This is a genomic window from Acinetobacter lwoffii, from assembly GCF_019343495.1.
Lineage (GTDB): Bacteria > Pseudomonadota > Gammaproteobacteria > Pseudomonadales > Moraxellaceae > Acinetobacter > Acinetobacter lwoffii_P.
This window is the reverse complement of the sequence record NZ_CP072549.1, coordinates 39,020-51,312: the sequence shown is the minus strand read 5'-3', so window position 1 is coordinate 51,312 and position 12,293 is coordinate 39,020. Positions and strand designations below refer to the sequence as shown.

Genomic DNA, 12,293 nt, shown 5'->3' with positions numbered 1-12,293 from the left:
TTAACTTGAGAAAACCTCTATTCTGTAGCATGATGCTTGTAAGAATAGAGGTTTTTTCATGCAAGTTTATTTAGTAGGGGGCGCAGTTCGAGATCATTTGCTCGGACACCCCTATCACGAAAAAGATTATGTGGTCGTTGGTGCAACTCCCGCGCAAATGCTTGACTTAGGCTATCAGCCCGTAGGCAAAGATTTTCCTGTTTTTCTACATCCCCAAACAAAAGAAGAATACGCACTGGCGCGTACCGAACGTAAATCTGGCGCCGGTTATCATGGTTTTGAGTTTCATACCGATGTCAGCGTTACGCTAGAGCAGGATCTGATTCGTCGCGATTTGACCATTAATGCCATGGCCATGGATGATGCCGGCCAGGTTTATGATCCCTATGGTGGTCAGCAGGACTTGGAAAACCGGATTCTACGTCATGTTTCCGATGCCTTTATCGAAGATCCATTGCGCGTACTACGAATAGCCCGTTTTGCTGCCCGTTATACCAGTGCAGGCTTTGTGATTGCCGATGAAACCTTGGCATTAATGCAACGCTTGACTGAAACCGGTGAATTAAATGCATTGACACCAGAACGCGTCTGGAAAGAGACTTCCCGTGCATTATCCGAACGTCATGCTGATGTGTATTTTGAAGTATTACGTCAATGTGGTGCTTTAAAGGTGCTATTCCCTGAGATTGATGCCTTATATGGCATTCCACAACGCCCAGAATATCATCCGGAAATTGACTGCGGCATTCACACGATGATGTCCTTGCAGCAGGCGTGTCGTCAAAATTATAGTCTGGATGTACGTTTTGCCGTTTTAGTGCATGACTTAGGAAAAGCTTTAACGCCGGTTGAAGAATTACCGCGACATATCATGCATGAAGAGCGTGGCATCAAGCCAGTGAATGAACTGTGTGACCGTTTAAAAGTGCCGACGTATACCAAGCAGCTGGCTTTGGCGGTGTGCAAAGAGCATCTAAAATGCCATCAGGCCTTCAATCTTAAGCCGGGAACCTTATGGCGATTATTGCAACGTCTGGATGTGTTACGTCGCCCTGAACGTGTCGAAGCTTTCGTCCAGGCGTGTGAATGTGATTCACGTGGCCGTCTAGGTCTGGAAGATCGTGCTTATCCACAAGCACAATATGTCCTCGATGCCATGCAAACCGTACGCGCCATCAAGGCACAAGACCTGCCTGCCGATATTCAGGGTCCGGATATTGGTGAAATGCTGATTGAACGACGGATTCAGGCACTCGGTGAACTCAAAGCACAACAAACCGTAGCGATTGAATAATAAAAAAGCACCCTCGGGTGCTTTTTTAATAGCTTAATTTCTCTTTATCACAAAAGGAATTAAGAAATATTGGATCAGTACCATCAGGAAATATCTGCCGGAAAAGTAATCACTTGCTCCAGTTTCATTTGATTGGTTGCAATCATCAACAAACGGTCAATTCCAAGGGCAATTCCAGAACATTCCGGCATATTCGGTAAAGCTGCCAATAGATATTTATCGATCGGCATGACATGCAAGCCCAGCTTGGCCCGTTCTGCATTATCCGCCTCAAAGCGCGAACGCAATACGTCGGCATCAATCAGCTCATCATAGGCATTGGCCAATTCTAAACCTTCGATATACAATTCAAAACGTGCGGCGACCAGTTCACCATCTTCATCGGTTCGGGTTTTGGCCAGTGATGCCATTTCAGGGGGGAAATCAGTCAGGAATACTGCAGTATCAAAACCCAGACTAGGTTCAACCATATGTGAAAATAACAGGTCGATATAACCGAGACGATCCTCGCCTAAATCCAGATTGAGTCCAACGCGGCGGCAGCAATCTTTCAGTTCCTGTAAAGTGGCTTGAAGTGGATTGAGATCCAGACGATCCATGAAAGCATGTTTATAGCTTAGAATGGTCGGACGGATTTCGCCAAAACGTGCTTTCAAAGTCACATTCAGCAAATCCGATACTTCAAACATCAGATCTTTTAAGCTAAATCCCGGGCGATACCATTCCAGCATGGTGAATTCGCTATTGTGCTTGCGTCCATGCTCATCATTGCGGAAGACCTTACAGATTTGGTAAATGGGTCCACTACCACTGGCCAATAAGCGCTTCATAGCAAATTCGGGTGAGGTCTGCAAATAATGCGTATTCAGTTTACCCAGCACATGGCGCTGTGCCTGTACCGAGGCTAAATGCACATCGGTCACACCGGCTTGAGACAAAATCGGTGTTTCCACCTCTAATACATCCCGCTCAGCGAAAAATTGACGGATTTGACGATATAAGGTCGCCCGTGCACGCATGGCTTGAAGGTCACAAGTGGGTTGATACGTCATCGTCATGCCTTCGGCCCACCATGTGCTGCCCACTCACGACGCAGCGGATAGGTTTTACGTAAATGATCAAATGCCTGCTGATCGATTTTGCCTTCTTTGAGACAGGCACGTAGATTGGCATCATCACGAGCAATGTCATAAATTTGGGATAAATGCTGTTGCAATGCCATTTTTAAATCCTGCCCCTGAAAAAACTGCTCACAGATAGGCAGCTGGGATTCAAACTGTTTATTGGCTGCAAAACCGAAAGTTTGACAAAAAGCTTCGTAAATCATCTGGGTACCACGTGCCTTGCCTTCCAGGCTATAGCCGGCAATATGCGGAGTCACCAAAGTCACCAGATCCAGAAGTTCTGCTGAAATCAGCGGTTCGTGTTCAAAAACATCCAAAATTACGGGGCGTTGTGTCGCTTTAATATCTTGAATTAAGGCAGTTTCTTCAATCACTGGCCCACGCGCTGAGTTAATCAGGATCGCGTCAGGCTGCATTTTTGCCAACGCAGTAGCATTAAATAAATGATAGGTTGGATATATGCCTGTTTTGGTTAAAGGGACATGAATTGAAACGGCGTCCGCCTGCTGCAGCAGTTCATGAAATTCGACTTGATCAACCTGCTCTCTTTGCACAAAAGGATCGCAACCGATCACGCGCCAGCCCAAGAGCTTCGCCATATAAGCCAGTCGGGTTCCGACATTACCCAAACCGACAATACCCAAGGTAAATGTCGCATTGGCATCGAGTAATTCAGGACGCACCTGCAATAACGCGGTAATCACATATTCAGCCACTGCTTGCGCATTACAGCCGGCTGCATTACTCCATTGAATCCCATGCTGTTCTAATGCAGCAATATCCAAATGATCTGTGCCAATGGTGGCACTACCCACAAATTTAATCGAACTATTCTGTAGCAGTACTTCATTGACCTGAGTCACTGAACGTACCAATAGGCTATCGGCATCTTTGACATCATCTGCGCTTAAGGTTCGCCCTGCACGATGTTGAATATCACCAAATTCGGAAAAGAAATAATCGGTAAATGCCAGATTTTCATCTGCGACAATTTTCATAATGAGATCCATATGATGCTTGGGCGTATGATAGCGCGTTGACGCCTCTGACTCTATATTTGGCCGATACGTCCATTTTTCAAGATTTTATGAATTAAGTTCAGGACTGAAGAATTTAATATTCAAGATCTGCAGCCTAAAAAGAAAAACCCCAATCTTTCGACTGGGGTTTTTAAAATTTGGCGGAAGCGGTGAGATTCGAACTCACGGAGGACTCACACCCTCGTCGGTTTTCAAGACCGGTGCATTAAACCGCTCTGCCACGCTTCCTTGGCCGCCATCATATAAATAAATTAGATTTTTGGCAATAAAATTTAGCGAAACTTCTATAAAAAGCAGCTTATTCAGCTAAAAATCATCCGAAATCAAAGCCAATCTGAGTATTTTCATTCAAAGATTTTAGTATTGCAATGATCTTGAGTTGAATTTAACTCAGTAGAGAATGATGAGAGAAATAATCACATTCAGCATCAAGTGGATCAACAACTGAAAAAATATTCAGACATAAAAAAACCCAGTCAAATTGACTGGGTTTTTAAAATTTGGCGGAAGCGGTGAGATTCGAACTCACGGAGGACTCACACCCTCGTCGGTTTTCAAGACCGGTGCATTAAACCGCTCTGCCACGCTTCCATGGCCGACATGATATAAACAAAAATCACGCTTGGCAAATATTTTTATGCTTTCACTGCATCAACTGCACAAAATAAAATCAATTCCATTAATCTGCTGAATTTTCTGGCTTTTCATAACGAATTGAATTGATGAACCAGAGTTTCTTGCCGGAGGGGGTCAATACCTCGGCCTCATCATCGACCTGCTTGCCCAATAACGCGCGTGCCATCGGTGAACTGATCGATATATGCTGCGGATGATGATCATAAATTTCATCTACACCGACAATACGTAAAGTTTTTTGTTCGCCTTCTTCATTTTCAATTTCTACCCAGGCACCAAAATAAACTTTCCCTTCCTGCTCCGGGGAAAAATCGATGATTTTCAGTTCTTCGAGGCGCTTGCCGAGATACCTGACCCGTCGATCAATTTTACGTAAAATTTGCTTGTTATATTGGTAGTCTGCGTTTTCAGAACGGTCGCCAAGACTGGCGGCCCAGTTCACTTTTTTGGTAATTTCAGGGCGCTCTTCATGCCAGAGATTTTTAAGTTCTGCCACCAATTTATCGTGTCCAGCACGGGTGATTAAGTTGGATTTCATACGTCTTGCTGATCATATTTTCAGTGTTTTAACTTACAAACAGATTATTTTATTTACCATTTTAACACAATGGTAAAATTCCAAAAAAATTAACTTTATATTTCAATATTTTAAAATTATTTTTAAAAATAATTTGTGTACAAAATTTGACAATCGTTTTTCAGATCATTAATATGCCAGCAACTTCCGGAAATGCTTACTTTTTAATCTATGTAGTTTTTCTACATAATTATCTTTAAATCTCTTGTCATTTTGAATGACGTCATGACTGCCCAACCCTTATTGAATTTATCAAACTGTTAAAATTTCTGGCTTTGTTGGCTGTGATTTTTAGGGCATAAATTACTTGTAGCGGAGACAACATGCACAGTAGTTCATCCACTGGGTCGAGGCTTTGCCTAAGATCTGTAATTTCTTCTCTCCCTTTGAAAGCACTTGTACTGAGCACTGCATTTATTCCCCTACACAGTATCAATGCAAGTAAGACCACACTTCAGTTTGATCATGTGGTCAATAGCAATAAGTTGACCGTGGTTGCGGTTGAAAATCCGACTACCGTATTTCAGGATGGACAACATCTACATGGCTTCGGTTATGATCTGGTTCGTAACTATGCCAACAATCTGAATGTAAAGCTCGATTTTAAAATCGTTCCTGATAATAATACGGCACTACAATGGGTTGCTCAGGGTAAAGCCAATCTGGCTATGACAACTACCGATATACGCACCATTGAAAACAAGCGTTTGACGTCATTCTCAGCCACTTGTGGCGATGAATCGATTCTGTCAAGTAATGGCTTGAATACCAATTTAAATCTGGTGTTTAAATCTGCTACAGATCCTTTGAGCCAAACGGCCAGTGCTTTTGTCTGCAAAGGCAAACAAAGTGGTGCCATCAAGCAGCTTGCTTCATTTTATAATCAGAATGTGGTGAAAGAGGAATCCTGGACCACCATTCAACGTGATTTGAACAATCGCCTGCCGATCTATGAAGCGAGTTTTAAACAGACAGCGCAGCAGTATGATCTGGATTGGCATTTACTGGCGGCCATTGGTTATCAGGAATCTTATCTGAAACCGAATTCAGTTTCTCCGACGGGTGTGCGTGGTTTGATGATGCTGACCAACAGTACAGCCAAAGCAATGGGCGTGAGTAACCGTACTGATCCGGCTCAAAGCATTCAGGGTGGTGCCAAGTATTATGATCAAATGCTTAGTCGCTATGATCATATTCCTTTTCCAGATCGAAACTGGTTTGCACTGGTGGCTTATAATATGGGCCCAGGTGCAGTGAATCAGTTGCAAAAGCGCATTCAGTCGCAAGGCAAGAACCCGAATAACTGGGTGAATTTATATGCCTATCTGGATCAGAATAAGGCCAATAATGGTCGTTACCGTCAAGCGGTGCAATATGTAACCCGTATTCGTGCTTATCTGGAGCATATCAAGACTACACCGCAATTGGTGAATATCTAAGCTGAAATCTTAGCGTTAATCAAAATGCCATAAAAAAAGCTTACCTCAGGGTAAGCTTTTTTGGTCTTTATTCGGGCGAATGTCTTAGCAGAATTAAGCCGTGGTATTTTCAAGTACTTTCTTGAACAAATCTTTTTGTTCCTGACTTGGTTTTGCAGTTTGAAGTGCCATCAATTGTGACATATCACCCTGTACTTTGATTTTACCTGTCATGAAGGCCTGCATCGCAGCAGCCATATCAAACTCTAGAAAAACTTTACGTAGAGTTTCGCCATCCATATTCAGCGTAGTTTTGGCATTTGAAGACAAACCTTTTTTGATTGCCCCACCATCTAAAGATAGTTCAGTATTACCTGTAGTGTCCGCTACAACCAAATTAATCGCAAGGTTCGCCAAAGCTGGTGGCAAATTCAAATCGCCAGCTTGCGCAGTTAGAGTTTCTACAGTTGAAAACCAATCATCAGTTAAAAAAGCAGGCATGATCTTTCCTCAAATTATTTGTTCATTTGTGTCGACTATCCAGACGACATCATGTTGAAGCTATTATGCTTGTGCTTTGTTATATCATGATCATTAGCGCAAAGGCTAACGAATTTTGTACGCGCCGTTCAATTTTTGTAGTTCTATTTTTATTTATGTTTATAAGCAGACATCAACCCGCAGGCTGATGTCTACACGTTCTAAAATTAGTCTGCAGCAAAGCCCAGATTGACCATATTGATCCGACGGTTCTCGCCTTCCACAGCTTCTTCAGTTGAATCACCGCCTTTGAAGTCGAATTCACGCTGGCTGTCCAGCACTTCAAAATCAAATAATTCACGATCGACCAGCTGCGATGGCGAAACATTTTGCAATGCGCCAAAAATGCTGTGCAGACGTTTTGGATGTGCTTTATCCCAATCACGTAACATGTCATTGATAATTGCGCGCTGCAGGTTGTCCTGAGAGCCACATAAATTACATGGAATAATTGGAAATTGACGCATTTCTGCATATTTGATGATGTCTTTTTCTTCCACATAGGCCAGTGGGCGAATCAGAATGTTCTTTTTGTCTGAAGACAACAGTTTTGGTGGCATGGCTTTCAAGCTGCCGCCATGGAACAGGTTCAGGAAGAAAGTCGCCAAGATATCATCACGATGATGGCCTAAAGCAACTTTGGTCGCGCCAATTTCCTGCGCAAAACCGTATAAAGAACCACGACGCAAACGCGAACAGACTGCACAATAGGTTTTGCCTTCTGGCGTCAGTTTTTTGGTAATGCTGTAGGTGTCTTTTTCCAGAATGTAATACGGAATATTATTTTCTTCTAAATAACGCGGTAGAACATCTTCAGGGAAGCCTGGCTGTTTCTGATCCAGATTTACAGCCACTACATCGAAATTGATCGGTGCGATGCGCTTGAACTGTAGCAGGATATCCAACAGGGTATAACTGTCTTTACCACCAGAAATACACACCATGACCTTATCGCCTTCTTCAATCATCTTGAAGTCACGAATGGCATGTCCGACCTGGCGGCGAAGCTTCTTCAACAAACGGTAGTAGGCTGAGCTTGTTGGCAGTTCAGGTTTGAAATTAAATCCTTGTTCGGACTCAACTGGCGAGTACATAGACGAGATTAACCCATAAAAAAAATACCGCGCAATTTTAGCCGATTCAGACCGCTATCGCATCAAAAGAATTTATTTTCATGAAAATGTCTTATTAGTTTCATTTTCATGTTTTATTTAGATTGATATATTGAACGATTGCGTTCATTTTTTAGTCAAGATGCTTATCTTTTGGACTTTTCCACAGTTGTCCACAAAAGCTGTGGATAACTTTGTGGATTGAAACAGACTTGACAACTTGTCCGGCTCAAAAGATAAGGCTTTTCTTTGAATTGATCATTTTTTGATCAATTTAATTATTTATAAAAATCAATTAGTTAAACCTGTCAAGCCTAAGGTTTTAAATTAAATCATATTTTTTTTTCTACTGCTAAAATGTAAAAAATGACTTGCATTTACAAACTCGTTTATAAATGCAGCGCACAAGTCTTTTCATTCCGTAATTTTTTGTTAAACTCTTTATTGAATTTTTCTCGCTTGTGTTTACTTAATATAAACAATGAAAATAAATGTGTATGTTTTGGGGCGTTATGGGATCAGTGGTTTGCTATTAGCAAGCTGTTGTCATTTTGCTTATGCCGGTCAAACGATCTATCAATTACGTGACAGTAATGGCAGTACTTTATTGACCAATAAGAAAAGTCGCTATAACCATCTACAGGTAGAAAAGAAAACCTATTATCCAGACAGCAATATTCACAGTTATAGCAACTGGGGTTCAAGTGAAGCTTCGGTATTGCCAAGTTATAGTAAAAATAAAAATGCCTATGACTCGATCATCCGTCAGGCAGCACAAACCTATGGTGTATCTGAAGGCTTGATTAAAGCCGTGATGCATACCGAATCCGGTTTTAATGTGCAGGCACGTTCTCCAGTCGGTGCACAGGGCTTAATGCAACTCATGCCCGCGACTGCCCGTCGTTTTAATGTCAGCAATGCTTATGACCCGCAGCAGAATATTATGGCAGGTGCCAAATATCTGGCCTGGTTATTGAAACGTTTTAATGGCAATACCACCTTGGCACTGGCCGGCTATAATGCCGGTGAAGGTAATGTTGCCAAATATAAGGGCGTACCACCGTTTCGTGAAACTCAGGACTATGTCCGTCGTGTCAGCAGCCGTTATCAGAACCTATATGCTCAAGGTCTAGGTAATCATAGTGCTGCCTATACAGCATCTTCTGATACTGGCCGTGTGATTGCCAGTTCTGACAATTATTCGACTGGAACCACCACAGCTTCCAATATTCAGGCTGCCAAGTATCAGCGTCAGATCATTGCTCAAGCGGATGGCAGTTTCACCGATGCACCGGCAGGCTCATATGCCACCGCCAATGCGTCAGCATCTGCAAAAATATATTTGAGTGAATAATTTCTAAACAGCTTTGTTTTTAAAGACCTATGTTTTAATTAGTACAAAAAATATCCTGTGTTTTTTGTAGCCAAATGCTATTTTTTCCTTGAATTCTTCTCCATTTCACCGCATATTGATTTCAATGATTTACATTTAATAATCAGATTATTTTTCTGTAATAAGAGGATTTCTCAATGATGCGGATTGGTTTGTTCTTGCTAACCAACCTCGCGGTACTGGTTGTAGCTGGCATTATCTTGTCACTCTTCGGTGTCGGTAGTTACCATGGCGCAGGTGGCTTGAATCTAGGCAACCTGTTGGTCATCTGTTTTGTGTTCGGTATGGTCGGCTCAATGATTTCCCTGTTCATGTCTAAATGGATGGCGAAAAAGACCACGGGTACTGAACTGATTGACCCGAATGCACCTCGTAACCAAGCTGAAGCCTGGTTGCTCCAAGAAGTTGCACAACTTTCTCAGCGTGCAGGCATTAAAATGCCGGAAGTGGGTATTTTCCCCTCTTACCAGTCGAATGCCTTTGCCACTGGCTGGAACAAAAACGATGCTCTCGTTGCGGTATCAACCGGCTTGCTTGAGCGTATGAACAAAGACGAACTTCGTGCAGTATTGGCGCATGAGATTGGTCACGTCGCCAATGGTGACATGGTCACTCTGGCACTGATCCAAGGTGTTGTGAACGCCTTCGTGATGTTCTTCGCACGTGTCGCGGGCGATTTTATTGACCGCAATGTCTTTGGTCGTGAAGAAGGTGAAGCCCCGGGTATTGCCTATTTCGTGATTACTATTGTGCTAGATATCGTGTTCGGTATCTTGGCATCGTCGATTGTGATGTGGTTCTCTCGTCACCGTGAATACCGTGCTGATGAAGCAGGCGCACGTTTGGCAGGTAAACAAGCCATGATTTCAGCATTACTGCGCTTACAGGCAGAATCTGAAATGCCGGATGCCATGCCGAAAGAAATGAAAGCATTTGCGATTTCTGCGGGTAAAGAAGAAGGCTTTAGCCTTGCTGCCTTGTTCCAGACGCATCCAAGCATCGAACAGCGTGTCGCTGCATTGCAACAACTTGATTGTGCTTAAGTAAAACTTGAGTTTTGATTCAAGAAAAGCCTGCAATTGCAGGCTTTTTTATTGGATTTAATTATTCTTTAGCTGACCTATCATTGGCTGAACCATTGATACAGCGCCATAGCACCCCACCCGATCGCGAAGATAAATAAAATCAGGAATAAAGTGCCTAAAATATCCGGAATATGAATCCAGATCCAGGCCACCACAGGATTGCGCCAGAATCCAGATTGCTGTTGTTTGCGTTCCAGACTTTCATGCAAAAATGGATGCACCACATGTCGATCGCTATTAATCTGATATTCCTCGCGAATATGCAGGTGCACGACATCGAGCGCTTTGCGACTGGGCCGAATAAAAATATCAAAGACCGTGCCTGCCACCGGAATAAATCCTACTACCGCATCGATCGCCGCCATTTTCATCACCGGATTGAGTTTGGCACTCGGAACCCCGATCTGTTTGGCCTTATGAATGGCATAACAGGTCAATACAAAACCGGCAATATCTCCAGCAACCGGAATCGTACTCAAAGCTGCGTCTGCCCCCACCCCTTGCTTGGTAAACGGAATACGCACCACGGAGTCCATCATATTGGCAAACTTGGCCAGATCACGTTCCAGACGTATCACCTCTTGTTGGCTTAATTTTGGTTTTTGTTCAGGCTCAGGCATAGGTTATTCCAGAAATAATGCTGATTTTCTTGAGCATAAAGTATTTTTTCTACGCTGATGTATCAATCTGTGAATTAAAACAATAATTTGGAAGCAACGAATAAATACAGAATTACACCGGTAGCATCGCAGATGGAAGTCACCAACGGCGCCGAAGCACTGGCAGGATCAAGTTTGAGTTTATTTAAAATAAAAGGCAAACTCATGCCGATCAGGCAGCCCATCGACACAATCCCGAGCATACTGATGGCCAGCACCACAGCGACCATGACATCACCCCGAATATAACCCAGAATGGATACGGCAATTGCCATGGTGCCGCCTAAGCACAGCGCCACCAGAGATTCGCGACTGAGCAAGTTAAACCAGTCCTTAAACTCGACATCGCCTGTGGCCAAGGCACGCACCATCAAGGTGGCGGATTGCGAACCGGCATTCCCGCCACTGCCCACCAAAAGTGGTAAGAAAAATACCAACACGATATGTGCGGCAATGATCTCTTCAAAGTGTGCAATCCCGATTCCAGAGAGCAGACTGCCAAAAACCAGAATGACCAGCCAAAAGACCCGCTTCTGATACAGGGTCAAAATCGGGGCAGTTTTAAGGCTCAATTCAGTCAACGGTGTCACTGCACCCGACTTTAAAATATCTTCAGTGGTTTCGGCTTCGACAATGTCCATAGCATCGTCATAAGTAACAATTCCTAAGAGTTTTTGCTGTGCATCAACTACAGGCAGAGCAATAAAATCATAATAGGCCAAGGCTCGAGCTACAATTTCCTGATCATCTGTTACCTGGGCAGAAATGACATCACGCTGCATCACCTCGGCAATGCTCAGCTCAGGTAAGGCTTGTATGATCTGCCTTAAGGAAATCACACCGATCAGCCGTTTTTCTGCATCGACAATATAAATCAGATACAGGGTTTCCTGCCCGGCGGCCACCACACGTAAAACCTGTATCGCTTCATCCATGGTTAAATCGGGTGAGAGTGTCACAAAACTTGAGCTCATCATGGCCCCAGCCGTACCTTCCGGATAGATGGCCAGATCTTTGAGTGTTTGCTGGGATTTTTCAGATAATGCGCCCATCAATTGCAGCTGTAGCGGCGGCGAAAACTGCTTATAAATATCGACAAAATCATCAGAAGGCATTGCGTCCAGAATGGGAACAAGTTCTGAAATGGATAAGTGCTTGGTCACGTTTAACTGCTGCCCTAGGGGCATAAAAGCATAGACCAAGCTTGATTCATTCAGTTCCCTTAAAATTTGGGCCTGTTGCCGAGCATCTAAACGACTTAAAATGCGCGCCTGATCGGCGACATTCAGCTGAGTGAGTAAACCTACAGCCATGCCGTGATTTTCAGAATGTAATTGTTGTTGGATATGCTGGATTTTTTCTGAAATTGTTGGCATAAGCAGCTCATTATAAAAGTCTGGCAGTCAAGAGAGGTT

11 protein-coding genes and 2 tRNA genes are annotated in these 12,293 nt (G+C 43.3%); 4 read left to right on the top strand and 9 right to left on the bottom strand.

Going from position 1 to position 12,293, the window contains the following annotated elements:
• Positions 1-58 precede the first annotated feature (58 nt).
• On the top strand, positions 59-1,294 hold the full coding sequence (locus J7649_RS00255; RefSeq protein ID WP_153567121.1) for a multifunctional CCA addition/repair protein: 1,236 nt from the start codon (positions 59-61) through the stop codon (positions 1,292-1,294).
• 83 nt (positions 1,295-1,377) lie between these two features.
• Here J7649_RS00255 and epmA read toward each other — a convergent pair whose 3' ends face one another.
• The 5 genes from epmA to greB form a co-directional block, all read right to left on the bottom strand.
• A complete protein-coding gene (epmA, locus tag J7649_RS00250) occupies positions 1,378-2,352 on the bottom strand; it encodes an EF-P lysine aminoacylase EpmA (RefSeq protein WP_004645738.1) in 975 nt (324 codons plus the stop codon).
• Positions 2,349-3,416 (bottom strand): 4-phosphoerythronate dehydrogenase, encoded by a 1,068-nt coding sequence (locus tag J7649_RS00245; protein WP_219308768.1) that lies wholly within the window; start codon positions 3,414-3,416, stop codon positions 2,349-2,351. The genes epmA and J7649_RS00245 overlap by 4 nt, the downstream gene beginning before the upstream one ends.
• A 180-nt stretch (positions 3,417-3,596) precedes the next feature.
• A tRNA-Ser gene (locus J7649_RS00240) sits at positions 3,597-3,686 on the bottom strand.
• 273 nt (positions 3,687-3,959) lie between these two features.
• Positions 3,960-4,049 (bottom strand) — tRNA-Ser (locus J7649_RS00235).
• Positions 4,050-4,137: 88 nt separating this feature from the next.
• A complete protein-coding gene (gene greB, locus J7649_RS00230) occupies positions 4,138-4,632 on the bottom strand; it encodes a transcription elongation factor GreB (RefSeq protein ID WP_005103930.1) in 495 nt (164 codons plus the stop codon).
• Positions 4,633-4,994: 362 nt separating this feature from the next.
• Here greB and J7649_RS00225 point away from each other — a divergent pair, with 362 nt between their 5' ends.
• Positions 4,995-6,110: an MltF family protein gene (locus tag J7649_RS00225; RefSeq protein ID WP_153566826.1), complete on the top strand. Its 1,116-nt coding sequence runs from the start codon at positions 4,995-4,997 to the stop codon at positions 6,108-6,110.
• A 93-nt stretch (positions 6,111-6,203) separates the two neighbouring features.
• Here J7649_RS00225 and J7649_RS00220 read toward each other — a convergent pair whose 3' ends face one another.
• Complete coding sequence (locus J7649_RS00220) at positions 6,204-6,590, bottom strand: SCP2 sterol-binding domain-containing protein (protein WP_004280536.1); 387 nt, start codon at positions 6,588-6,590, stop codon at positions 6,204-6,206.
• A 206-nt stretch (positions 6,591-6,796) separates the two neighbouring features.
• Positions 6,797-7,723: a tRNA 2-thiocytidine(32) synthetase TtcA gene (gene ttcA, locus J7649_RS00215; protein WP_004280538.1), complete on the bottom strand. Its 927-nt coding sequence runs from the start codon at positions 7,721-7,723 to the stop codon at positions 6,797-6,799.
• 499 nt (positions 7,724-8,222) lie between these two features.
• Here ttcA and J7649_RS00210 point away from each other — a divergent pair, with 499 nt between their 5' ends.
• A complete protein-coding gene (locus J7649_RS00210) occupies positions 8,223-9,095 on the top strand; it encodes a lytic transglycosylase domain-containing protein (protein WP_219308758.1) in 873 nt (290 codons plus the stop codon).
• A gap of 176 nt (positions 9,096-9,271) precedes the next feature.
• Positions 9,272-10,177 (top strand): protease HtpX, encoded by a 906-nt coding sequence (gene htpX / locus J7649_RS00205; protein ID WP_004280540.1) that lies wholly within the window; start codon positions 9,272-9,274, stop codon positions 10,175-10,177.
• Between the two features lie 80 nt (positions 10,178-10,257).
• Here htpX and J7649_RS00200 read toward each other — a convergent pair whose 3' ends face one another.
• Both J7649_RS00200 and mgtE read right to left on the bottom strand, forming a co-directional pair.
• Positions 10,258-10,839, bottom strand: a complete 582-nt coding sequence (locus tag J7649_RS00200; protein WP_219308756.1) for a DUF4112 domain-containing protein — start codon at positions 10,837-10,839, stop codon at positions 10,258-10,260.
• 74 nt (positions 10,840-10,913) lie between these two features.
• The gene (gene mgtE / locus J7649_RS00195; RefSeq protein ID WP_219308754.1) at positions 10,914-12,254 is read right to left on the bottom strand and encodes a magnesium transporter; all 1,341 of its coding nucleotides are present in this window, start codon (positions 12,252-12,254) and stop codon (positions 10,914-10,916) included.
• Positions 12,255-12,293 lie beyond the last annotated feature (39 nt).